Source organism: Klebsiella sp. RIT-PI-d (assembly GCF_001187865.1).
Lineage (GTDB): Bacteria > Pseudomonadota > Gammaproteobacteria > Enterobacterales > Enterobacteriaceae > Superficieibacter.
In genome coordinates this window covers 1,902,347-1,925,568 of record NZ_LGIT01000009.1, presented here as the reverse complement: position 1 = coordinate 1,925,568, position 23,222 = coordinate 1,902,347, and the positions used below count along the sequence as shown (strand labels likewise).

At 52.1% G+C, this 23,222-nt stretch carries 18 protein-coding genes, 1 tRNA gene and 1 pseudogene; 10 read left to right on the top strand and 10 right to left on the bottom strand.

The features are described 5' to 3' along the window. Positions 1 to 19 precede the first annotated feature (19 nt). Genes AC791_RS20215 through AC791_RS15340 form a run of 3 tightly spaced genes read left to right on the top strand, consistent with a single transcriptional unit; the run spans position 20 to position 8,621 of the window. Complete coding sequence (locus AC791_RS20215) at positions 20 to 6,508, top strand: phage tail tip fiber protein (protein WP_077264646.1); 6,489 nt, start codon at positions 20 to 22, stop codon at positions 6,506 to 6,508. Then, positions 6,508 to 7,470, top strand: coding sequence for a hypothetical protein (locus AC791_RS15345; RefSeq protein ID WP_049841276.1), 963 nt, complete (start codon positions 6,508 to 6,510; stop codon positions 7,468 to 7,470). The genes AC791_RS20215 and AC791_RS15345 overlap by 1 nt, the downstream gene beginning before the upstream one ends. A gap of 14 nt (positions 7,471 to 7,484) precedes the next feature. Further along, complete coding sequence (locus tag AC791_RS15340; RefSeq protein WP_049841275.1) at positions 7,485 to 8,621, top strand: pyocin knob domain-containing S74 family peptidase; 1,137 nt, start codon at positions 7,485 to 7,487, stop codon at positions 8,619 to 8,621. A 91-nt stretch (positions 8,622 to 8,712) separates the two neighbouring features. On the opposite strand, the gene AC791_RS15335 is transcribed toward AC791_RS15340, so the two are convergent. Continuing rightward, on the bottom strand, positions 8,713 to 8,997 hold the full coding sequence (locus tag AC791_RS15335; protein ID WP_049841274.1) for a hypothetical protein: 285 nt from the start codon (positions 8,995 to 8,997) through the stop codon (positions 8,713 to 8,715). Between the two features lie 362 nt (positions 8,998 to 9,359). Between AC791_RS15335 and AC791_RS15330 the strand changes: the two genes are divergently transcribed. Then, the gene (locus tag AC791_RS15330; RefSeq protein ID WP_049841273.1) at positions 9,360 to 9,581 is read left to right on the top strand and encodes a hypothetical protein; all 222 of its coding nucleotides are present in this window, start codon (positions 9,360 to 9,362) and stop codon (positions 9,579 to 9,581) included. 52 nt (positions 9,582 to 9,633) lie between these two features. On the opposite strand, the gene AC791_RS15325 is transcribed toward AC791_RS15330, so the two are convergent. Further along, complete coding sequence (locus AC791_RS15325) at positions 9,634 to 9,867, bottom strand: hypothetical protein (RefSeq protein WP_049841651.1); 234 nt, start codon at positions 9,865 to 9,867, stop codon at positions 9,634 to 9,636. 556 nt (positions 9,868 to 10,423) lie between these two features. Here AC791_RS15325 and AC791_RS19935 point away from each other — a divergent pair. Continuing rightward, positions 10,424 to 10,549, top strand: a pseudogene (locus tag AC791_RS19935) (DUF4113 domain-containing protein); the annotation flags it as partial. Between the two features lie 158 nt (positions 10,550 to 10,707). On the opposite strand, the gene panB reads toward AC791_RS19935, so the two are convergent. Together panB and AC791_RS15310 are read right to left on the bottom strand one after the other, a co-directional pair. Further along, positions 10,708 to 11,508, bottom strand: a complete 801-nt coding sequence (panB, locus tag AC791_RS15315) for a 3-methyl-2-oxobutanoate hydroxymethyltransferase (protein ID WP_049841271.1) — start codon at positions 11,506 to 11,508, stop codon at positions 10,708 to 10,710. 179 nt (positions 11,509 to 11,687) lie between these two features. Further along, positions 11,688 to 12,302 (bottom strand): LysE family translocator, encoded by a 615-nt coding sequence (locus tag AC791_RS15310; protein ID WP_049841270.1) that lies wholly within the window; start codon positions 12,300 to 12,302, stop codon positions 11,688 to 11,690. A gap of 180 nt (positions 12,303 to 12,482) precedes the next feature. Between AC791_RS15310 and AC791_RS15305 the strand changes: the two genes are divergently transcribed. Next, positions 12,483 to 12,935 carry an Lrp/AsnC family transcriptional regulator gene (locus AC791_RS15305; protein ID WP_049841269.1) on the top strand — a complete coding sequence of 151 codons (453 nt, stop codon included), beginning with the start codon at positions 12,483 to 12,485 and terminating at the stop codon, positions 12,933 to 12,935. A gap of 459 nt (positions 12,936 to 13,394) precedes the next feature. Here AC791_RS15305 and AC791_RS15300 read toward each other — a convergent pair. From AC791_RS15300 to AC791_RS15290, 3 genes are all read right to left on the bottom strand, one after another. Then, positions 13,395 to 13,471 (bottom strand) — tRNA-Pro (locus AC791_RS15300). A 76-nt stretch (positions 13,472 to 13,547) separates the two neighbouring features. After that, entirely contained in the window at positions 13,548 to 15,308 is a 1,761-nt protein-coding gene (gene yejM, locus AC791_RS15295; protein WP_049841268.1) for an LPS biosynthesis-modulating metalloenzyme YejM, read from the bottom strand. A gap of 19 nt (positions 15,309 to 15,327) precedes the next feature. Then, a complete protein-coding gene (locus AC791_RS15290) occupies positions 15,328 to 15,555 on the bottom strand; it encodes a YejL family protein (protein WP_049841267.1) in 228 nt (75 codons plus the stop codon). Between the two features lie 132 nt (positions 15,556 to 15,687). Between AC791_RS15290 and yejK the strand changes: the two genes are divergently transcribed. Continuing rightward, complete coding sequence (gene yejK, locus AC791_RS15285) at positions 15,688 to 16,695, top strand: nucleoid-associated protein YejK (RefSeq protein WP_049841266.1); 1,008 nt, start codon at positions 15,688 to 15,690, stop codon at positions 16,693 to 16,695. A gap of 60 nt (positions 16,696 to 16,755) precedes the next feature. Here the strand turns inward: yejK and rplY are convergent, their stop codons facing one another. After that, a complete protein-coding gene (gene rplY / locus AC791_RS15280; RefSeq protein WP_049841265.1) occupies positions 16,756 to 17,037 on the bottom strand; it encodes a 50S ribosomal protein L25 in 282 nt (93 codons plus the stop codon). 124 nt (positions 17,038 to 17,161) lie between these two features. Next, positions 17,162 to 18,922: a DEAD/DEAH box helicase gene (locus tag AC791_RS15275; RefSeq protein WP_049841264.1), complete on the bottom strand. Its 1,761-nt coding sequence runs from the start codon at positions 18,920 to 18,922 to the stop codon at positions 17,162 to 17,164. 136 nt (positions 18,923 to 19,058) lie between these two features. Between AC791_RS15275 and rsuA the strand changes: the two genes are divergently transcribed. From rsuA to AC791_RS15260, 3 genes are all read left to right on the top strand, one after another. Beyond that, positions 19,059 to 19,760 carry a 16S rRNA pseudouridine(516) synthase RsuA gene (rsuA, locus tag AC791_RS15270; protein ID WP_049841263.1) on the top strand — a complete coding sequence of 234 codons (702 nt, stop codon included), beginning with the start codon at positions 19,059 to 19,061 and terminating at the stop codon, positions 19,758 to 19,760. Between the two features lie 21 nt (positions 19,761 to 19,781). Further along, a complete protein-coding gene (locus AC791_RS15265; protein WP_049841262.1) occupies positions 19,782 to 20,978 on the top strand; it encodes a Bcr/CflA family multidrug efflux MFS transporter in 1,197 nt (398 codons plus the stop codon). A gap of 306 nt (positions 20,979 to 21,284) precedes the next feature. Continuing rightward, positions 21,285 to 21,629: a YejG family protein gene (locus tag AC791_RS15260; protein ID WP_049841261.1), complete on the top strand. Its 345-nt coding sequence runs from the start codon at positions 21,285 to 21,287 to the stop codon at positions 21,627 to 21,629. A 3-nt stretch (positions 21,630 to 21,632) separates the two neighbouring features. Here the strand turns inward: AC791_RS15260 and yejF are convergent, their stop codons facing one another. Continuing rightward, a complete protein-coding gene (gene yejF / locus AC791_RS15255) occupies positions 21,633 to 23,222 on the bottom strand; it encodes a microcin C ABC transporter ATP-binding protein YejF (protein ID WP_049841260.1) in 1,590 nt (529 codons plus the stop codon).

Genomic DNA, 23,222 nt, shown 5'->3' with positions numbered 1-23,222 from the left:
GTTTTTTTATGGGTGCAATATGGCAAACCAGATTAAAGGACGCAAAGGCGGCGGCTCTAAACAACGCACGCCCGTAGAACAACCGGACGACCTGCAGTCGATCGCAAAAGCAAAAATCCTGCTCGCGCTTGGCGAAGGTGAGTTTGAAGGTGGGCTGGACGGGAAGAGTATTTTTCTTGACGGCACGCCACTGATAAACAGTGATGGGTCGGAAAACTTTTCCGGTGTTAAATGGGAATTCCGTCCCGGCACCCAGGCGCAAACCTATATTCAGGGTATGCCGGTTACGGTAAACGAAATTAATGTTGGCTCTGAGATTTCAAGCGATACCGCGTGGACTCATACCTTCAATAATATGCAGTTGTCCGCCGTGCGCCTTCGCCTTAAATGGCCGTCTATTTTCAGACAGCAGAATAACGGCGATTTAGTCGGCAATATTATTAATTACGCTGTCGATTTGCAGACCGACGGCGGCACCTGGCAGACAGTGCTTAATACATCGGTGTCAGGCAAAACCACTTCAGGTTATGAGCGCAGCCACCGGATTGATTTACCGCGTGCCAGCCGGGGCTGGACCGTGCGCATTCGTAAGCTTACCGCTGATGCACATAGTGCGAAAATCGGCGATACAATGACGCTGCAAAGCTACACGGAAGTTATTGACGCCAAGCTCCGCTACCCTAATACGGCGCTGTTATATATTGAATTCGACTCCAGTCAGTTTAACGGTAATATTCCACAGGTTTCCTGTGAACCTAAAATGCGCGTTGTGCGCGTGCCGGATAACTATGATCCGTTGACCCGCAGATACAGTGGTACGTGGACTGGTAGCTTTAAATGGGCATGGACGGATAACCCGGCGTGGATATTTTACGATCTGGTCGTGACTGAGCGCTTCGGGCTGGGTAATCGTCTGACCGCAGAGAATATCGATAAGTGGATTCTCTACCAGGTTGCGCAATACTGCGATCAGCCTGTCCCTGATGGTAAGGGTGGCAACGGTACCGAGCCGCGCTATAAGTGTGACGTTTATATCCAGGATCGCAACGATGCTTATACGGTCATACGTGACTTCGCTGCAATTTTTCGGGGTATGACGTACTGGGGCGGGGATAAGATCGTTGCGCTGGCCGATATGCCACGCGATATCGACTTCAGCTATACCCGTGCTAATGTCATTGATGGCCTGTTCACGTACAGCAGCAGCACGGCCAAAACCCGCTATACGAATGCGCTGGTTTCGTATTCAGATCCACAAAATGGTTACAGTGATGCAATGGAGCCTGTATTTGAACAGGCCCTGGTTGCTCGCTATGGTTTCAACCAGCTTGAAATGACCGCAATCGGCTGTACCCGTCAGTCAGAAGCCAACCGAAAAGGCCGCTGGGGCATCCTGACCAACAATAAAGATCGCGTCGTGACGTTCTCTGTCGGGCTGGACGGTAATATCCCGCAGCCGGGCTACATTATCGCGGTCGCCGATGAAATGCTGTCCGGTAAAGTGACGGGTGGGCGCATCAGCGCTGTAAGTGGCCGCGTGATCACTCTTGATCGCAAGGCTGATGCTAAGGCCGGCGATCGCTTAATCCTGAACCTGCCTTCCGGCGCGGCTCAGACGCGTACTATTCAGGAAATCAGCGGGCGAATTGTTACCGTCACAACGGCTTTCAGCGAAACCCCCCAGGCAGAAGGCGTGTGGGTGGTAGAGTCCGACGAACTGTACGCGCAGCAGTATCGCGTGGTCAGCGTTTCCGATAATAATGATGGCACTTTTACCATTGCTGCCGCGTCACACGATCCGGACAAATACGCACGAATTGATACCGGGGCGATCATCGAGCCGCGTCCGATAAGCGTTATTCCGCCCGGTAATCAGGCGACACCAGAAAACATCCTGATCGACAGTTATTCCGTGGTGAATCAGGGCGTGAGCGTTGAAACAATGCGTGCCACCTGGGAGCCTGCTGTCAATGCTATCGCCTATGAAGCACAGTGGCGCCGTAACGAAGGTAACTGGGTTAATGTTCCGCGCAGCGCCACGAACAGCTTTGAGGTACCGGCCATTTACACAGGCCGTTATCTGGTCCGTGTTCGCGCAATGAATGCCGCTGAAATTTCCAGTGGCTGGGGTTATTCACCTGAGCAAACGCTGACTGGTAAAGTTGGATCACCTTCCGCACCTGTTGGTCTTTCAACGCAGGGCATTATTTTTGGCGTCATGCTGAACTGGGAATTTCCGGCCGGGACCGGGGATACGCTTAAAACCGAGATCCAGTACAGCGCGACTGCAACCGGCACAAATCCGCTGTTGCTGGCTGATGTGCCTTACCCGCAAAAAACTTACCAGCAGCTCGGCCTGAAATTCGGCGTCACATTCTGGTACCGCGCGCGGCTGGTGGACAAAACCGGCAACCAGAGCGCGTGGACTGGCTGGGTCAGCGGTATTCCGGCTGATAATGTCGCTGACTATATCGACAACATGGACGAGGCGATCCGCGACACCGACACGTACAAAGAGCTGGATAAGTCGATTCAGGACAAACAGACTGCGATCTCTAAAGAAGTTACTGACCGTGCCGCCGCCCTCACCAAAGAAGCCAGCGATCGCGCCGCTGCGATTTTGAAGGAAACAACGGCCCGCAGCCAGGCGCTTACCAAAGAAGCTGGCGACCGTACAGCAGCGATCGCGGCGGAGGCTACCGCGCGCGCCCAGCAGGACCAGAAAGTAGCAGCGGATGCCGCAAATGGACTGCTTAACGAGAAACTTACACGCGAAGCGGCAATTTCTGAAACCAATCTGATCATTCAGAACAAAACGGACTCACTGGCGCGGTCGATCGCCCAGGTAGCAGCGGGTAGCGGCACACAGTTCGATTCACTGAAAATCTGGCATTTTAATTCTGCGAGCGTTGAGGGCTGGACCGGTAACGGTACGCCAACAGTGGTGGATAATTGCCTGCGTCCCGCGAACCATGCAACCGATCCGTATGTGACGTCTCCTGCAGGGCTGAACATTGACGCGGCATCATACAAATTTGTGAAGTTGCGGATCATCCGTACCGGTAAACCCGTATGGGCAGGTCAGTTACGCTGGACCGGTACAGCCGGACAGTTTGCCGATGCCCGGATGATAACCCTGCCGGAGCCTGCATTTGACGCAGGCGGCGTGGCTACCGTTGATTTCAGTGATATTAAGTGGAGTGCCCTGGCGAACGTGGTGCAGTTCCGTCTCGATCTGAGTAATGCACAGACGGCCAGTGACTATTTTCTGATTGACTGGATAGCGGTCGGGCGTCCTGCACCGGGTGCAAGTACGGCTGCACTGGAGGATGAGTCGACGGCGCGTATTTCGGCAGACGCTGCGGAGGCCACGGCACGTAACACCCTGGCGGCCCAGCTGCGCGGCGGTAACGACGGTATCGATCCGTCTAAACTGACCAGCGGTCTGGTTTACAACGAACGTCAGGTGCGTATCACTGCAGAGAAAGCTATCGCCGAAGACGTTGAAGCACTGGAGACGAACTTCAACAGCAACAAAGCGGCGGTGCAGCAGTCATTGTCGGCCCTGACCGATGGGCAGACGGCGCAAGGTAATGCCATTACGAACATCAGCGCGGCGCTTAAGTACAGCAATATCGAAGCCGATAACATGCTGACCAACGGATCGTTTGAGTCTGATTTTGATTTCTGGGATGACGCGGCCAACCGCCAGTACCAGAGCATTATCAGTGGCGGGGCGTTCAGCGGTAACAGGTTTCTCCGGTTTTCTGCATTCAACGGCACGTCGTCCCTGATCCAGAAAAATATCCTGCTGCTGAAGGGGCGCACTTACCGGGTGTCGGCTGTATGCCGGTTCTCTGCGGATGCGGTCGATCTCGGTACCGGGAATACGAAGCTGGCCATTCGCAATGATGCCACCAACGATCACATCGCGTCGGTTCCTTTTGGCCGGGGTGAAAACCCGCTTCCGGTGTCGTGGGTTGAACGGTCGTTTGACTATACCCCTGCCACCTCGGACATTCAGGTCAGGATCAGCATTGGCTCTTACCTCGGGGCCGGGTCGATGGATGTCGATTTTGTTCGCGTCATGGATATTACTGACGCAAAAGCCATTGAGACAAAAGCCGACGCCGGTGCGCTGACCACGCTTGACGGCAAAGTGAAAGCCATCGGCGATACCGTGGACGCGCAGGGTACCGCGCTGACGCAGGTGCAGGCCAGTATCGGACGGCGTACCGTCTTTCGGGCTGTGTCGGTCGGCAGCGGCGGCACGGGCGGCATTACGGCGGCGGGTATTTTCAAAGAGGATGGTACGAAAGTCGCCACGCCGGCACGGTCCTACATGCTCGTTGTTTTCTCCACAAATGCCGACGGTTCAACGACGTTAACCCGGACTAACTACGATTTGTACGGCAGCGGCGTGGCCGCTTCGGGAGCATTTAACGATGCAGTGGCGGCGATGCCCAGCGGCACCTACGTGGCCGTCACCACGTATGATGAACCGAACGGCAGTAAATCGCGTATCTATGATGCGATAGAAAGCCTGGGCGGGAGCCGGGAGGCGATGAACCAGATGGTTTCCCGCAGCGCGTACATTCTGCTGGGCTGTAAAGGCATCGGGAAGGGCAACGGGCAGGAACTGGTCAGCCCGGTGGCAGGTGCGGCGGATGCGCGGGTGTCGACTGCGATTGAGTTCGTTAACGGCACCATGATCGGCCTCGGCGCAGGCGCATCGGCGATTGCTAATGCTAACGCCTCGGCCACCACCGCGCTTGACGCGAAAGTGACGCAGCAGGGTAAAGATATCAGCACGCAGGCGGATGCCATCACCCAACTGAAAACGGATGTGGGCGGAAAAGCCAGCCAGCAGGCACTGAGCCAGCTCAGCCAGCGCGTGACGGTTACGGAAGGTGATATAAAAAGCCAGCAGGATGCCATTACCGGGCTGGCCAACATCGTGGGCGATAAAGCCGACGCCAGCGCCGTGCAGAAGCTGAGTACCGACGTCAGCAACCAGGGAAAAAGGCTTACTGAGGTTGAGAAGAATACTGAAGCTAATGCCTCTGCAACAACGGCGCTCAGATCATCCCTGAAAGATGCCGTCTCTGATGCCACCAATATGGTGATTAACGGCGGGGCTGAGTATGGTACCGATTTCTGGGAAAACATCACCGCATACATCACCACTGTCACAGCCTCACCGTATATCGGGAGCCGCTGCTTTGCTTTCAGCGGTCCGGCGAGCACGCAAATCTGGCAGGGTGGCCTGCTTCTGAAAGCGGGAAGGACGTACAGAGCATCAGTAATGGTCAAATGCTCTGCGGCTGATGCCGTCGCCGGATGGGGGAATACCAAGCTGTCCGTGCGTACCGGTGATACCAACTCCGAAATCAAATCCGTCTCGTTTAAATCCGGCAATGATGCGCCAGTGACCTGGACACAGTTCACGATTGACTACAAACCGGAGACGGATGCGATGATTCGCCTCACCGTGTTTAGCTGGCTGACGTCCGGCAGCACAATGTGGGTGGACGATGTACGCCTGGAAGACATAACCGATGCACAGGCCAACGCCGTAACAGCAGATGTAGTTACGCAGCTTCAGACTTCAGTCAAACAGAACGGTGACGCGCTGACGGCGCAGGCTAAGAGCCTTGAGTCTCTTAATACCAGCCTTGGTAAGAAGGCAGATGCCAGTGCACTGTCGGAAACCAACACAACGGTCACGCAGCAGGGTAAGGATATCAAAGCCACTACGGATTCAGTGAACTTGCTTAAAACGCGCGTGGAGGGCGCGGAATCGGGGCTGAATCAGACGTTTGAATCCATTGCTCAGGCCGGGTTTGCACAGATGAGAGGGTTCTACGAGCAGCGCGCAGAAATTGTCACTAACACCACGAAAATCACCGCCTCCATCAACGAGGTGAATGTGACCATCGCGAATGAATCAGGCGCGGTGGCCCAGCAGATGAGCACGTTGCGGGCCAGTGTGGGAGATAATGCCGCAGCCATTCAGATGACGTCCTCCACGCTGGCAGATGTGTCCGGTAAGCTGTCGGCGCAATGGGGCGTTAAGGTTCAGGTGGATGCGCAGGGCCGCTCTTACATTGCCGGTATTCAGCTGGGTATCGACGGTAATGGCTCATCTCAGTTTCTGATTGATGCCGACACGTTCGGGATTTACAACCCGAACGCAGCCGGTGGGCGGGTACTGGCGTTTGCAGTGAGTGGCGCGACCGCGTACCTGCGCACGGCAATGATTCAGGATGCGGCCATCGACAGCGCCAAGATAAAAAATGGCGCCATCGGACGCCTGCAAATTGCAGACACGATTTCGTCTGACAATTTCAGTCCGGGCAGCAGTGGCCTGCAGATTGATTTTCGCAACGGCACTATTCAGATTAATGGCAACACGCCGGGACAGGGACGCTTCGCGCAGGATAATAACCGCATCGTCTGGTACGACAGCCAGGGCAGGCCAACGGCCGTTTTTGGAGCAAGACTATAATGGCAGGCTTTCAGACGTTCATTAACGGGACATCGTTTGATGTATTGAATGCGATGTCATTCACCTACGTCATCGATGTGATAGACACCTCCGGTGCCGGCAGCCGGAGTTATCCTTCACAGAGCATGAACTACAGTGCTTACCTTCTGAATAACTTTTCCGCAACCACCTATCAGGCACGAAATTACAGCGTAACCGTCTCCGGCAATACGGTGTCCTGGGACGTGCCGAACGCGGTGAAGATTGTGGTCTTTGCCGTACCAAAACAGGGCGCAGATACCGGATACGGCGGATTTTCGTATTACGACTATCCGGGTGGACAGCGCACGATAAAGCTGGCCCCTGACTTCGTGCCGTTTAACCTGGTTCAGGTTATTGATATCGGGGCAGGGCCGGGGGACCTTGAAACAGTGGTCCCGCTCAACAAGGGGATGGTGGCCTTTCACCGTGCGCTGAACATGAGCATTAATCAGTACGACCAGATTGTCTGGGAGCAGGTGTCAGGCAATGGCCGCCACGTTATCCGGGTGACGAATAACCCTTACGGCGGACGACTTTATGTGTTCTCAGACATGCTGCTGAATATACCGGCCGGAGGATTTTACATGTACCGCGACGGGCAGATGGTCTGGCACAGCAACTGCCTGCCGCTGAATCTGCGGCAGATGCCGGGCGGCGATATCGACAGTGACAGTCCGCTGGCGGTGGCGTCGAACGTCAGCGCGAATCTGTTTCTCAGGCAGGACCCGCAGTATCCGACCGGCTACGAGAACCGCCAGTGCGCCGCCGCCGGGTACGTTAACGGACGATGGCGCGCAACCATCGCTGCCACTTTTTCCAGCCGCTATATCAGCGACCCCCGCGAGGGCGAGAGCATCCGGCCCTGGGCGGTCGGCGGCTATCCGGGCTACATCGAAACCACCGTTTATGACGACTACTACCGGGCTGCGCTCGGAGTTTAATACGAGGATAATTTATGGCTACCATATCAGACGACCTGGCCGCATCGCTGACAAAAATTCTTCAGCTTGCCCAGCTTGATATTCAGAATCTGGACAAGCTGTTTAACGGTAATGGCGACGTGACCATTACCCGCGCCGACAGCTCAACTTTTACAGCGGCAACGTGGGCAAAGATGATGGCGGCCACAGTCGACAATATGAAAAAGCGGGGTAGTTTAGGAGTAAACAATCTTAATGAAATTAACGGCACCTTAGACGGTTTCTGGACGCAAGGCGCGACGTCTAACGCCATCGCAAGCCGTAACTATCCAGAGCAAATTGCGGGTTCTTTGTTGGTGATGCAGAATGCAACAAATAATGCCGCTGGTTGTACTCAGATGTATTTTCCCCATAACAATAATAATTGTTATGTGAGGACCGGCATCGCCAATGCAAGTGGCATTTCATCATGGACTGTCTGGCAAAAACTGGCCTTTACCAGCGACCCGGAATTTTTGGGAAAGGTTGCTATGCCAGGTGTAATGCATCTGAAAAAAGACAAGGTGATTCTGAAAGCCGGGGATGACAATACGTTCATTCTTACCGTCGGAGGTAATACTGACGTCTGTGCATGGAGCGGTAATGGCCTGTTCCTGCCGCAAACCCTGGATGCTGTCAGAGGATTCAGGTCCCACATGGGACTCGGCAGCGCCAGCGGGAATAACCTGTACTGCTACGGCTGGGATGGTTCAAAGATGAACCTCTACGTAGACAATGAGGCGGTAGGGTCCTTGAATACCACAAAAACGTCAGACCGGGGACTGAAAAAAGATATTGTTTACACTCCGCTGGATGACAGGCTGGTGGCGCTGGATGAGGTAATGCGCTGGGCTACAGCGACATTCAAAATGAAAGCACGTGGTGATGTTATTCCTGAGTCGCCTGAAATGTTGGGTTTTATCGCCAACGATTTGAAAGATGTTAGTCCGGAGTGTGTTTCAGGGCAGGGGCTGGAGGAAGACGATGAGCCGGACCCACTAAAAGCGTACACACTGGATTCGATTGCTATGATTGCAAAAATGACAATGGCAATGCAGGCCCAGCAGGATCAGATAACTGCCCTGCAAAACATGGTTAATGATTTGAAAGCTAAACTAGTTTCTAGGCAATGAGTCTGTTGATTATTTACCTTAGCTTTATAATTAAACAGCCAAAAATATCCAACCATCCCTGGTTAACTGAACATTTCAATTCAAAAATTAATTATCTTTCTGGTATGTTCATGGGGATATACCTGGAAAAAAATAAAATCTCCCTCCCAGTATTTATCCTTCCTGGTGTAGCTGATTCAAATTTTTTAAGATTAGCTTTAACCAAATTAATGGCTGAAAGAATTGCTTTTTTTCTTACGATATTTCTTTCAGCCATCATCATTGACTCGAGTTCAGTAAGGAGGCTTTCAAAACTTACCTGTGCGTCAGAATCCAGTATTTTTATGACAGCTTCGCCAAGAATAATATCAGTCAGTTTCTCATCTTCTCTATACATAACAGCTACTTATTAGTAATTTTGAGGGTTAGCTCACGAATAAAGTTTGGGCAGAAAAAATTCTGTCTGCGGCTTAACTTAAGGGCTGTCAGGATGCCTGTATAGACATCTGATATACTCACGACATTTCGAAAGCCTGGCAGGTCTTCCTAGTGTAACGCTTTTATCAGGGAATTCAAATGCGCATTGAAAAAAGCTTAGTTAAATTGCTATTTGACCAGGTCTTTTTAGATCATGTTTCATAAGTGCATATATAACAGCTAAAATATATGGTTAAAGAGGGTAATGGCCGTAGTAATCGATAAGTTGTTTTTTTCTGAATTTATACTAAATTTAAGTTTACAATGAAAGAGGAGTTTAAAATGAGTAATGATTTTGATGCATTTAACCCAGAAGAGCATTATGCAGTATTGTGTACTATTCTTGGGGACGCAGTTTTTAACCTGCATCGTCAAAATGAGCCTGTAACTATAGCATGCATAGTTAATCGTCTTTCTGAAGAAAGAAGGCAGCGAGATAATAAACTTGAAGACGGGTATTACGAGGCTGTAATACGTGTTTTGTCTGAAAAAACAAGTGAGTAGTTGAGGGTTGGTAAAAAATCATATGTTTCGTAGAAAGCTTAACATATGATTTTCAAACCTTACCAAACGTTTTTTGATTTTCGGAGAGTAGGTCGATTGCAGTTTGTATTGCAATTTTATTATCTCTCCTTTTTAGATTTTGTTTCGTTACCTGTAAGTATTCAAGCAATGTTCTGGCATTTATAGGCCTTCCCTGACGGGCAATTACCAGCACTGCCTCACCAATAGCAAGTTTAACATGTGGTAATTGGCTTGGAAACCAATCAAGAGTGTCTTCAGAGTTCATTTTATTTATCTGCAACCTGTTGTTAATAATCATCTTGATTATTAGAAATAGCGATTCCCAGGCGCATCAAAGCCAGTGCTATTATGGTGAAAGCAATCACCCCAATTAGAGGTATTAAAATTATAAACATATTAATGTATGACCCTTTTGTAATTATTTCAGTAAAAAATAAGCTGTGGGCTTACGAAAAGAAGTTCTATCGTTTTGATACAATGCGCTTTAAATGGTAGGAAAGATACTTTAATTTAGGTTATTTGTTAAAATAAAAATATTTGACGAGTTTTAATTTTTGTCTCTTTGTTTTGTAGGGTTTTATTCTTATGGGGTTCATTGAAAAGTTTTGTCAGCAACAATGTTACCGTATGGATTTTTTTGAGTTGGCATAATGAAAAGGGATGATTAGAATGCTATCTATCATTCGTCTTCTGTGCCAGTTCTTAGGCAATGATATCATGTGTATGCATGGAAAGAATAAAATAACTCACGAAATTTCTCATGATGATCATTGTTGTCCATTGAGTACTGTAATTATAACGATTTGATGTAATGCTATCCTCAATCAAGGGGAACGCTGTTTTTTGCCGGGCAGGGCATACAGCAGTCATGGAAGATGAAGCGGGAGATGTTGTCACCCTGCTATACGATGCGGTGGACGAATTTACCGCTCGTAAGGGCGAAATGATTATTCGTGAAATGGGTTATTATAACTCCCGGATGATTGATTTTGGCCCTGCTTATGCAGGGCTTTGTTCCGCTATGAGCGAGAAGCGGACGTCGATGATTAGTCTCTTTAGCCAGATTACAGATGCAACCGTTAATATAAACGGCTGCATCTGTAACTTATTCTGAGTAGCAGTGCTCCGCCGACGGGAAGCTGCCGTCTTTGACGGCGGCAATGTAACTTTTTAACGCGCCCTGAATGTCGTGCTGTCCTTTCATAAAGTTTTTGACGAATTTCGGGGCCCTGCCGGTTATGCTCAGGCCGAGCATGTCGTGCAGCACTAAAACCTGTCCATCTGTATCCGGACCAGCGCCGATGCCGATGACTGGTACGGACACAGCCCCGCTCAGCGCTCTGCCCAGCGAGGCGGGGACGGCTTCAACCAACACCATTGCCGCGCCGGCTTCTTCAAGCTTTTTCGCGGTGTCGACCAGTGCGGCCGCCTGATGGCTGTCACGTCCCTGCACTTTAAAACCGCCAAAGACGTTAACCGACTGAGGGGTGAGTCCAATATGGGCGCAAACTGGTATACCGTTACGCGTCAGCTGATGCACTGTGTCGCACAGCCACTCTCCACCTTCAATCTTGACCATCTGTGCACCGGCCTGCATTAACTGCGCGGAGCTGTGCAGTGCCTGCTCAGGCGAAGAACAGGTCATGAATGAAAGGTCGGCTATGATGAAGCCGCCGTTGTTTCCGCGCTTCACGCAGGCCGTGTGATAAACCATATCTTCCAGCCTGACCGGCAGGGTGCTGTCATGGCCCTGCAGGATCATTCCCAGTGTATCGCCGATAAGAAGCATCTCAACGCCTGCCGTGCTCAGCTCGTGTGCAAACGTGGCGTCGTAGCAGGTGAGCATGGTGATTTTCTCGCCGCGCTGCTTGAGGTTTTTCAGATGTGTCAGTGTGACTGATGACATGGTGTTCTCTGCTAATTCGTTAGGTTGATGAAGAATGTTGCGGGGGCGATGATACCAGCTTTCGCAATGCTAATTGTATTGCTCGGTCTGCAAGAAACACTAAAGCTCGGGCCGACGTTGAGTGTATTCATAGGGTTCCTGCTGCATGATGTGTTGTTATAGGCTTCTATGGTCATGCGTCAGAGAAACTGATCTGCCAGCAGCAGGGTCGCAATAATGATCATCAGGCTGCCCGAAATCCGACTAATATTCTTTGCGGCGCGCGGTCGCGTCCCAAGCACCGTGCCGGAGCCATACCCCACAAGCAGGTAGACCACGCCGCAGCTAATCAAATGCACCAGCCCCAGCGCGATCATCTGGAGTGGAAGCGGCCAGGCAGCGTGGACGTCAGTGAACTGGGGCAGCAGGGCAAGAAACAGCAAAAAAACCTTCGGATTAAGCCCGCTGATGCAAAAGCCCTTGAGCGCCCATTTCAGTGGCGAGCCTGAATCATCATTCTGTCCCGCCGCCGGCGCTGTAGGATGGCGCAACATGCCGAGGCCGAGCCAGAGCAGATAGGACGAACCGGCTACGGTTAGGAGCGTCAGTACGCCCGGCCTACCTGCAATGACTGAGCCGACACCCGCTGCCACTATGAGCGTTGCAACAAGATGGCCGCTCAGCATGCCGGCAACCGCCGGCACAACCCGGCGTCCCCGGATGCCGGCTGAAATGGCGTAAGCCCAGTCGGCACCGGGCGTGATTACGAAAAGCACGGAAACAGCCCAGAAGGCGGCGAACATACTCAGTGACATGTGGCGTAATCCTTATTGACCCCATCGCTGACCGGGCATTTATGAGTGTCAGAAAGCTGCATCTAAGGAAACCTTTACCTGACGAATACGTTAAAAGTTGAAGAAAGAATATCGCTTTGTAAGCGGAATGTGCTTTCATTTACAGCTTAAAAAATGAGACAAAGCGGGAGGTTTTCAGGAATGGACAGAACAGACTGCAATATTCTTGCAGAACTTCAGAAGGATGGGCGGCTTTCGCTCACTGAACTGGCGGAAAGGGTGGGGATCAGCCTGTCATCATGCCAGCGCCGGGTCAGAGCTCTTGAGCAGGAAAGGGTAATCAGCGGCTACCGGGCATATCTGGATCCGGCCAGGTTAGGGCTGAACTTTTCAGCCATAGTTTTCGTCACCCTGCGCGAGGGAGACCGACAGGCGGTCGCCACATTCGAGGCGGCAGTAGAGGATATACCGCAAATTATTCAGGCGCAGCGACTGTTTGGCGATCCCGATTATCTGCTTCATGTTATCACCCGTGACCTGCCGGCTTTTCAGAAGCTGTATGATGAAAAACTCTCTGGTATCTCAGGTGTGCAGCGGCTTACCTCAACACTGGTTATGAAAACGGTTGTGAAAGATCGCTCGCTGCCTGTCTGACACTTGTGCAACGTCTCCGCCATTCGATATTTTCAAAAAGTTTTTGGCATGGAGAAAATGTCGTGTTGAAGATCTGTACAAAAAGTCGAACTTCCGCTTTTGGCACTTAGCGGACATTACTGTATTTATGTTTTCAGTTAAGACCGGAGCTGACTATCATCTGTGATAGAGATTGCGAGAACAGGCCAACATCAGATGACAGGCTCTGACAGGTCCGTAAAACAAACAGGGTGGGGGTACGCTTTATTTTGCTGGACATGGCATTCAGCAGGACTGGAAGATGAAGCGGTGAATGCTGTCGCTGTGTTATACGACAAGACTGGTGGAAATACCTGTTATAAAGACTCGCTGACAATAATTTGTCGGGAGTAATTCCCCCATTATTCCCCGTCAGTTCCCCATGATGAATTCAGGACATAAAAAAACCAACCCTAACAGGTTGGTTTTCTTGGGATAATTTGGTCGGCACGAGAGGATTTGAACCTCCGACCCCCGACACCCCATGACGGTGCGCTACCAGGCTGCGCTACGTGCCGATTTGTGGAGCTAATAGTACCTCTTTCATCGGCGATTGCAAGCCACCGATTTACTGACTGATTTATAATTAATCAATCAGTTAGCGACAAATCGTTTTTCATCTGTCAGCACCTGAAGCAGTAAACTCATCTGCGGTTTACGGTCACGTATTTTTTCGCCCTGCAGGTCCCAGGTTTTATAATCGCCATTATGACCCAGCACCACCGTTTCCTGCGGCGTGGTAATGGCCAGCGTATTGCCACTGGCGGCCGTTACCCAGTTATAGCGGCGGGCGATACTAAACAGATCCTGCCCCTGGGAATATTCGTTGGCAGGCGTTGTCACCCGTAACAGGCGTTGCATCAGGGTAGCCATGACGTCTTTATGATCGGTAAGCGTATTAATACGCTGTGCAGGCGTACCCGGCCAGTGGATCACCAGCGGAACCTGTAGCCTGGCGCGTGACCAGTCGAAATCGTTACGCTGTTTATCCAGCGGCATTCCGTGACCCGCGGTAATAATGACGACGGTATTATCAAACTTGCCCGACGTTTTCAGAGCATCAAGTACGCGGGCGATTTGCGCATCGACATCCGATGCTGCACGCGTATAGCGATGGGTAAGGCTTTGCGCATTGCTTTCATCAATGTTGGTGCCGTTAAGCGCAATCCATGAGAACCAACGATTATCTTCCTGTGCATAGCGATCGAGCCAGTTGATCCACTGATTTGCCGTTTGCGTATCAGACTGCTTACGTGCAGGCGGCAGGGAGAAATCAGAGAGTAATGCCTGACGATAAAGCGGGCTGCTAAAGCCATCAGACGAAAAAAGCCCCAGCTGATAACCCTGCTGATTGAGCGCCGTGATCAGTGCTGCGGGGATACGGGACGACAGTACGCCATCCATGTAGCCCGGTGAAATTCCGTAGAACAGGCCGAAAATGCCGTTATCAGTGCTGTTACCCGAACTCATATGTTGGGTAAAGCTGATATTCTGCCGGGCAAAACTGGCAAGCCCCGGCATCTGCTGTTCATAGCGGGAATAGTTCAGCCCATCAACGGTGATCAGCAGCACATTCTGACCGGTGCCCATGTCGCGATAGTGCAAATTGCTTAAGGGATACTGGACCGAAACGGCTTCCGGATCGCCTTGCTCAATCAGCCGACGTTGGTAATCCTGAGCATCAAGCAGCCCATGTTTTTCGAGGAACCGGCGTGCGGTCATCGGATAAGAGAGCGGCAGATTAGCGCGTTGCATGGTAATGGGGCGATAGAAGTTGGCATCGGCCCAGATATAAAAACTGTGTGAGGCAATAAAAGCGATAAAAAACAGCGCCACTACCGGCCTTGCATAGCGACGTCGACGCGTCAGACTGCGTAACTTTTGCCAGCTCCAGGTCGCAAACAGCATCTCGACAAGCAAAATCACCGGCACGCTAATGAACATCAGTTGCCAGTCGCGTGCGGTTTCATTCTGCTCGGGATTGAATACCAGTTCCCAGACAATGCGGTTGAGATGCAGGTGGAAACGCGTAAAAACTTCGCTGTCGATTAGCAGGAGCGTCATTCCACAGGTTGCAAGGATGGCGGAAATAAACCGCATTAGCCGCTGCGACATGACCACAAACGTCAGTGGGAAGAGGATCAGCAAATAAGTGGCAAACACCAGAAAGCTGAAGTGCCCGACAATACTCAGGTACGAATAAACGCGTCCGGCAAGCGTTGTCGGCCAGTCGGCGACAAAAAGATAGCGGCTGCCGATCGCCGTGGCCAACAAAATGTTGAACAGGGCAAACCAGTGCCCCCAGCTAACCATCTGGGAGACTTTTTCACGGTAGCGCTGACGATGAGTCACCATATGCAGTCGTTCGTTTTCCTTAGTGCGCCTGTTCGTCGCTGACCGAGGATTGCAGCGCCTGGGCAAAAGAGCGGGCGATAGCCTGACGCTGAGCCGGGGCGACGCTGGTATTAATCAGATTCGTCACCATGTTTCCCAACACCATCAATGATAGATCGGTGGGGGTTTTATGTTTCTCTAATACGTTGACCAGCTCGCTAAGCAGTTGTTCAACGTGTTCATCACTATAGCGGGAATGTTGTGGCATAACTCGAAATCAGTCTGTTCATGAAAGGGCAACATATTACCGTAGCAACAGCTTTTTTTCCCCTTTTTTTCACCTTACACTGTGATGCCCGACGGTGGATGAATACCGTTCGGCCTAAAAGGAGAGTTTACCATGAGTCTGGATATCAACCAGATTGCCCTGCATCAGTTAATCAAGCGTGATGAACAAAGTCTGGAACTGGTGCTGCGCGATTCATTACTGGAGCCTGGTGCCCCTGTCGAAGAGATGATGGCCGAGCTGCATCGGGTTTATAGCGCCAAAAATAAAGCCTACGGCCTGTTTAGCGAAGAGAGCGAGCTGGCTCAGGCATTACGCCTGCAACGTCAGGGCGAAGAAGATTTTCTGGCCTTCAGTCGTGCAGCAACCGGACGACTGCGTGATGAGCTGGCGAAGTATCCGTTTGCCGAGGGCGGCATCGTTCTGTTTTGCCACTATCGCTATCTGGCGGTGGAGTATCTGCTGGTCGCGGTACTGAACAATTTAAGCAGCATGCGCGTCAATGAAAATCTGGATATCAGCGCCATTCATTATCTGGATATTAACCATGCGGATATCGTGGCCCGTATCGATCTGACCGAATGGGAAACTAATCCGCAATCCACGCGTTATCTGACGTTCCTGAAAGGGCGGGTAGGGCGTAAAGTCGCCGATTTCTTTATGGACTTCCTCGGAGCCAGTGAAGGGCTGAATGCGAAGGCGCAAAACCGCGGCTTATTGCAGGCCGTGGACGATTTTACCGCTGAGGCGCAGCTGGATAAATCAGAGCGGCAGACCGTTCGCCAGCAGGTGTATGACTATTGCAGTGAACAGCTTCAGGCCGGTGAGGAGATTGCCCTTGACTCGCTATCGAAAGAGCTGTCCAGCGTCAGTGAAGTCAGCTTTAGCGAATTCACGGCCGAGAAAGGTTACGCGCTGGAGGAGAGTTTCCCTGCGGATCGCAGCACCCTGCGTCAGTTGACCAAATATGCCGGCAGCGGCGGGGGGTTAACCATTAACTTTGATGCCTTACTGCTTGGCGAGCGTATTTTCTGGGATCCTGCCACTGATACTCTGACCATCAAAGGCACGCCGCCGAACCTGCGCGATCAGCTTCAGCGCCGTACGTCCGGCGGTAAGTGATACGCTTCAGACGTAAAAAAACCCCGCCGTGGCGGGGTTTTTCTTTTGACGTGTCAGCGATTACGCGCGAACGAAGTCAATATGAGACAGTTTAGGTTTGAACGGGTGACGCTGTACAGCCTGAACTTTCACTTTTACTTCTTTGCCATCGATAACCAGAGTCTGCACTTCGCTGTAGAATTCAGCTTTAGTTTGCAGGTTCATCACTTTGTCGTGATCCAGTTCGATTGCGATCGGCGCTTCAGTTCCACCGTAAACGATAGCCGGGAACTTGTTAGCTGCGCGCAGGCGGCGGCTCGCACCCTTACCCTGCTCTTTACGTACTTCTGCATTGATAGTCATTAATTTCTCTCTTAAATAAATCCTGCTACAGGCGACCCAGTAACAGGTAATTGATCTGCTTTGCGTGTGCAAAAGCGGGCGGTATTCTATACCCGTACGCGTTTAACAGCAATGAAAAGCACCACTAACCGCGTAATTCATTGGCGCGACGGTAGCGTCCGGCATAATCAAACAGTTTTTCTCGTACCTGCCAGTACTGGCCCTTCTTACGGGCAACCACGAAATCAGGATGGCGCAGTAGCGGCTGCTGAGCAACGATATCGGCGGCGGTGATCCAGCGCAGCGGCACGCCCGGCGTGCGCGTATGCGGGCGGATAAACAGCTGTTCAAACGCGGTTCTTTGCGCAGGCGTATGCAGACGAAAACGTTCGCTGACATCGGCACCGTCCTCATCGTAATAGGTGATTTTCAGCCATTCACCTTTCTCATCGCTGCCGTGTTGTAGCGTCATGCCGCCGCAGCGCAGGACCAGCGCGTCTTTTAATTTCAGCGCGGCTTTGAGCATATCGTCAGGATCGACCAGAATGGTATCGCACTCACGGCAGCGGCGGGCGGCAATATCATTCTCCGCGTTACATTGCGGGCAGTTTTTGAAGCGAAAACGGTAATCGCACTGCTCACGATGGCCTTCATCATCCTCAAACCAGCCCTGGCAACGGCGGCCAAAATGTTCGATAAGCTTGCCGTCAACGGTGGTCTTTCCCCAAAACGTATTGGCAAATCCGCAGCCGGGGCAAAAAACCTGAACCGGAACATTGTCGCTTTTCCCTTTTGGGGCGCCAACTTCCGGGGCATACAGATCGTGAGGATTCCCCGCATAGTCAAGGATCAGGCAATCGGTTTTACCGGGTGACAGGCGCAGGCCACGGCCGACGATTTGCTGATACAGACTCACGGACTCGGTGGGGCGCAAAATAGCAATCAGATCGACATGGGGCGCATCGAAACCGGTTGTCAGTACCGAAACGTTCACCAGATAACGGAATTGCTGCGCTTTGAACGCGCTAATCAGCCGGTCGCGCTCTGCGCCCGGTGTTTCACCGGTGATTAACGCCGCGTCATCGCCGGGCAGCAGACCGAGGATCTCCCGGGCATGTTCAACTGTGGCGGCAAAAATCATTGCCCCCTTACGCGTCTGAGCAAACTCAATAATCTGGCTAATAATATGTGGCGTAACGCGCTGCTGTTTTTTCAACTCAAGATTTAGATCGGCTTCGCTGAATAAGCCATTACTCTGCGCCTGAAGACGGCTGAAATCATACTGCACCACCGGCATGTCCAGCCGCTCGGGTGGCGTCAGATAACCGTGTTTAATCATGTAGCGCAGCGGCAGTTCATAAATACAGTCGCGAAATAGGGCTTTTTGATCGCCGCGCACGATGCCGTGATAGTGAAAACGGTAAATCCAGCCTTTACCAAGACGAAAGGGGGTGGCCGTGAGTCCCAGCAGCCGCAGGCGGGGATTAGCCGCACTAAGATGGGCAAGAATCTGTTGATACTGGCTGTCGGCATCATCGCTGATACGGTGGCATTCATCGACGATCAGCAGTGAAAACTCGCCCTGAAAAGCGGCAAGATTACGCGCGACCGACTGCACGCTGCCGAAGACCACTTTGCCATGGCTTTCCTTACGCTTTAAACCGGCAGCAAAAATATCGGCCTCCAGCCCCAGCGCCAGATATTTAGCGTGGTTTTGTTCCACCAGCTCTTTAACGTGCGCAAGAACCAGCACGCGCCCGCGGGCTACCCGTGCCAGTTCAGCAATGACCAGGCTTTTGCCAGCCCCGGTCGGCAAGACGATCACCGCGGGTTCATGGTGGTGTCGAAAATGGGCGAGAGTGGCATCCACCGCTTCCCGCTGATAGGGACGAAGAGTAAAAGTCATAATCCTCTTAAATCGTTGTTGTGCGCTTTTTCCCTTGAGCGGCTGTCACAGGCCGCTATACTATAAGGTGCATAACCGCTTCTTTTTTCGGGCAGCGTTGTCCGACTCCAGGCATAATGACAGGCAAAAATAATTCATGCGACTTGATAAATTTATCGCTCAGCAGCTTGGCGTAAGCCGTGCTATTGCCGGGCGTGAGATTCGCGCCAACCGCGTAACGGTGGATGACGAAATAGTAAGGGACAGCGCCTTTAAACTTCAACCGGAACATGCTGTCGCTTATGACGGCAACCCTCTTACCCAGCAGCATGGCCCGCGTTATTTCATGCTGAATAAACCGCAGGGTTACGTCTGCTCAACGGACGATCCGGACCATCCGACGGTACTTTACTTTCTTGATGTGCCCGTGGCGTATAAGCTTCACGCCGCCGGGCGGCTGGATATCGACACCACCGGTCTGGTACTGATGACCGACGATGGACAGTGGTCACATCGTATCACTTCTCCACGTCATCATTGCGAAAAAACCTATCTTGTGACGCTGGAATCGCCGGTCGCTGACGATACGGCGGACCAGTTTGCGCGTGGCGTACAGCTGCATAATGAAAAAGATCTGACCAGGCCCGCTACGCTTGAGGTGATTACCCCGACTAAGGTGCGTTTGACCATCAGTGAAGGACGCTATCATCAGGTGAAACGCATGTTTGCTGCCGTGGGCAACCACGTGGTAGGTCTGCATCGTGAGCGTATCGGCGGGATTTCGCTGGATGCTGACCTCGAACCGGGTGAATTTCGCGCGCTGACTGAAGAAGAGATTGCCAGTATTGGCATGCCTTAACATCAATAACAGGAGATAAGGGTGACGACAAAGCAGCGCTCCTCGCTGGGTATCGTGTTTATTCTTGGCCTGCTGGCCATGTTGATGCCGCTTTCAATTGATATGTATTTGCCTGCGTTGCCCGTTATCTCTACGCAGTTCGGCGTGCCCGCCGGTAGCGCACAGATGACGCTCAGCACTTATATTCTCGGTTTTGCCGTTGGGCAGCTGTTATATGGACCGATGGCGGATAGCCTGGGACGTAAGCCGGTGATCCTGGGCGGTACGCTGGTCTTTGCTGCGGCAGCAACAGCCTGCGCGCTGGCGCAGACCATCGATCAGCTGATTATTATGCGTTTTTTTCACGGACTGGCTGCTGCTGCGGCAAGCGTGGTGATCAACGCCTTAATGCGCGATATTTATCCTAAAGAAGAATTTTCGCGCATGATGTCGTTTGTCATGCTGGTGACAACCATCGCCCCGTTGCTGGCCCCGATGATCGGTGGTGCAGTGCTGGTCTGGTTTAGCTGGCACGCGATTTTCTGGATCCTGGCGGTTGCCGCGCTGCTGGCATCGGCGATGATTTTCTTTTTCATTGACGAAACGCTGCCTCCTGAGCGGCGACAGAAATTCCACATTCGTACCACCGGCGGCAATTTTGCCTCGCTGTTTCGCCACAAGCGCGTGCTGAGCTACATGCTGGCCAGCGGTTTCAGCTTTGCCGGGATGTTCTCATTTCTGAGCGCCGGACCGTTTGTTTATATCGAGCTTAATCACGTACTGCCCCAGCATTTTGGCTACTATTTTGCCCTGAATATCGCATTCCTGTTTGTACTCACCATGATCAATAGCCGGTTTGTCAGGCGAGTGGGGGCGCTGAATATGTTTCGCGCCGGACTGTGGGTTCAGTTTGCCACCGCAATATGGCTGGTGGTTTGCGGACTGCTGGACGTTGGGTTCTGGTCGATGGTGGTAGGCGTTGCCGCGTTCGTGGGTTGCGTATCGCTGGTGTCCTCGAACGCGATGGCCGTTATTCTCGACGAATTTCCGCATATGGCGGGGACGGCATCCTCTCTGGCAGGAACATTTCGTTTCGGCATCGGGGCCATCGTCGGCGCCCTGTTATCACTGGCCACATTTACTACCGCCTGGCCGATGGTGCTGTCCATCGCTTTTTGCGCCACCAGCTCTATTCTTTTCTGTCTGTACGCCAGCCGCAGTAAAAACTCCGCACGCTAATCTGCTTTCCAGGGACCCTCGTGGTCCCTTAACGCCTTTTTAAGCTTAAATGTTTATTTTTTGTAAAATCAATTTGTGTAAAAAGTCACTTTAATGTTGTTAAAAAGGTTGTTTTAGATCACAAAAACGCGTACATATAGCGCCAAAAGGCTCCTGTAACGCAGATTCAATTTAAAGCGACTGCACCGCTAAACCCTTACTGGCGGTAGATGAAAGCGTTTTCTTCAGGATGCACGACGAATTGTCAACCATGTGTTAATATTGGTGTGAATAAATTGTTAATTCACTGCTTCCGGGGATATAAAAGTGACTCATCAGCAACTCTCCATCGTACACCGTTTGCCGCAGAGCTATCGTTGGCTGTCCGGATTTTCGGGTTCAAGAGTTGAACCGATTCCGCAAAGCACGCCTCCCTGCGATAATTGCCTGGTTGCCCTGAAGCTTCTCAGCCCGGACGGCGAGAAGGCCTGGCCTGTGATGCATACGCTTAGCCAGGCGCTGAGCGATATTGAAGTTGATAGCTCCGTACTGGAGTGCGAGGGCGAGCCGTGCCTGTTTGTAAACAGGCAGGACGAGTTTGCAGCGACCTGCCGGTTGAAAAATTTTGGCGTGGCCATTGCTGAACCTTTTTCAGGCCACAATCCTTTCTGATCGTCAGCTTAACGTTAATAGCTGACGAGTATAATCCTGCCGCGGTTCGCTAAACACGCGCCTGCAGTCGCCCTGCTCCACAACCTCTCCCTGCCGCAGTACGATAACCTGATGACATAATGAACGCACCACGTGTAAATCGTGACTAATGAAAATATAGGCCAGACGATGTTTTTGTTGCAGGGATTTCAGCAGCGCGAGGATTTGTGCCTGTACCGTCCTGTCCAGCGACGACGTGGGTTCATCAAGAATAATCAGCGCCGGTTTTAAAATCAGCGCGCGTGCAATGGCAATACGCTGACGCTGCCCGCCCGAAAAGGCTGCCGGATACCGGTGGCGCATATCAGCATCCAGCCCGACTTCCTGTAGTACGGCGATGACCTGCTCTTCACGCTCGGCAGCGCTGAGGTCAGGCTGATGTACGCGCAGTCCTTCTTCAACAATTTGTAGTACATTGAGGCGCGGATTAAGCGATGAATTGGGGTCCTGAAACACGACCTGAATACGGTGGCGTACCGGTAATAGCCGTTTGCGACTCAGCCCGTTAAGCGCCTGACCATCAAAACGGATATGCCCTTGAGAGGCGATCAGTCTGAGCAAGGCCAGGCCGGTAGTGCTTTTTCCCGAGCCGGACTCACCCACCAGCCCCAGCGCTTCACCCTGGCGCAAAGTAAAGCTCACGTGGTTTACGACCCGATTATGAGCGACGATGCGTCTCAGCAGCCCTTTGCGCACCGGAAACTCCACGCACAAATCGTCGACCTCTAACAGCGGCGGGGAGTCCGACGGCACCGGCACCGGATCGCCGGACGGCTCGCTATTTAACAGACGCTGAGTATACGGATGTGCAGGGGCGGCAAACAGCGTGGTGGCGCGGTTTTGCTCTACGCAGCGGCCATTCTGCATGACGGCGACGTTATCGGCTAACTTGCGCACAATACTCAGGTTATGGGTAATAAACAGCAGGCCCATATTCAACTCCTGGCGTAACTCCTGTAGCAGTTGCAGAATTTGTGCCTGCACTGAGACATCAAGCGCCGTCGTCGGCTCATCGGCAATCAGCAGTTCAGGGCGAGTTAACAGCGCCATGGCGATCATCACACGCTGGCGCTCACCGCCGGAAAACTGATGCGGATAATCTGCCAGCCGCCGGGCAGCGTTGCGGATCCCGACCCTGTCGAGACAGGTAAGCATTTCTGCTCTTGCCGCTTCTCTGCGCATCCCCCGGTGCAGGGATAACACCTCATAAAGCTGTTTTTCCAGATTATGCAGCGGATTGAGCGATACCATTGGCTCCTGAAAAATCATGGCGATGCGATTGCCGCGAATTCCGCGTAGCGTCCGCTCATCCGCATTCAGAAGCGACTGACCGTGAAAGAGGATATCGCCCTGCGGCCAGCTAACCGGCGGTGAAGGGAGCAGGCGCAGTACCGACAGGGCCGAAACCGTTTTACCCGAGCCGGATTCACCCACCAGCGCCAGCGTTTCACCGGCTTCAACCTTAAGCGATAAATCGCTGACCACCGTGCGGGTTTCACCCTGCTGCGTAAAGGCAATCGACAATCGGTCGATAGCTAAGAGGGGATGTGTCAT

What these genes read in the sequence shown, in the direction of transcription:
- rplY (WP_049841265.1), bottom strand. Translation starts at nt 17,037, where the DNA reads ATGACTATCAATGCAGAAGTACGTAAAGAGCAGGGTAAGGGTGCGAGC.
- AC791_RS20215 (WP_077264646.1), top strand. Translation starts at nt 20, where the DNA reads ATGGCAAACCAGATTAAAGGACGCAAAGGCGGCGGCTCTAAACAACGC.
- AC791_RS15330 (WP_049841273.1), top strand. Translation starts at nt 9,360, where the DNA reads ATGAGTAATGATTTTGATGCATTTAACCCAGAAGAGCATTATGCAGTA.
- rsuA (WP_049841263.1), top strand. Translation starts at nt 19,059, where the DNA reads ATGCGACTTGATAAATTTATCGCTCAGCAGCTTGGCGTAAGCCGTGCT.
- AC791_RS15290 (WP_049841267.1), bottom strand. Translation starts at nt 15,555, where the DNA reads ATGCCACAACATTCCCGCTATAGTGATGAACACGTTGAACAACTGCTT.
- panB (WP_049841271.1), bottom strand. Translation starts at nt 11,508, where the DNA reads ATGTCATCAGTCACACTGACACATCTGAAAAACCTCAAGCAGCGCGGC.
- yejF (WP_049841260.1), bottom strand. Translation starts at nt 23,222, where the DNA reads ATGACACATCCCCTCTTAGCTATCGACCGATTGTCGATTGCCTTTACG.
- AC791_RS15335 (WP_049841274.1), bottom strand. Translation starts at nt 8,997, where the DNA reads ATGTATAGAGAAGATGAGAAACTGACTGATATTATTCTTGGCGAAGCT.
- AC791_RS15325 (WP_049841651.1), bottom strand. Translation starts at nt 9,867, where the DNA reads ATGAACTCTGAAGACACTCTTGATTGGTTTCCAAGCCAATTACCACAT.
- AC791_RS15340 (WP_049841275.1), top strand. Translation starts at nt 7,485, where the DNA reads ATGGCTACCATATCAGACGACCTGGCCGCATCGCTGACAAAAATTCTT.
- AC791_RS15345 (WP_049841276.1), top strand. Translation starts at nt 6,508, where the DNA reads ATGGCAGGCTTTCAGACGTTCATTAACGGGACATCGTTTGATGTATTG.
- yejK (WP_049841266.1), top strand. Translation starts at nt 15,688, where the DNA reads ATGAGTCTGGATATCAACCAGATTGCCCTGCATCAGTTAATCAAGCGT.
- AC791_RS15310 (WP_049841270.1), bottom strand. Translation starts at nt 12,302, where the DNA reads ATGTCACTGAGTATGTTCGCCGCCTTCTGGGCTGTTTCCGTGCTTTTC.
- yejM (WP_049841268.1), bottom strand. Translation starts at nt 15,308, where the DNA reads ATGGTGACTCATCGTCAGCGCTACCGTGAAAAAGTCTCCCAGATGGTT.
- AC791_RS15275 (WP_049841264.1), bottom strand. Translation starts at nt 18,922, where the DNA reads ATGACTTTTACTCTTCGTCCCTATCAGCGGGAAGCGGTGGATGCCACT.
- AC791_RS15305 (WP_049841269.1), top strand. Translation starts at nt 12,483, where the DNA reads ATGGACAGAACAGACTGCAATATTCTTGCAGAACTTCAGAAGGATGGG.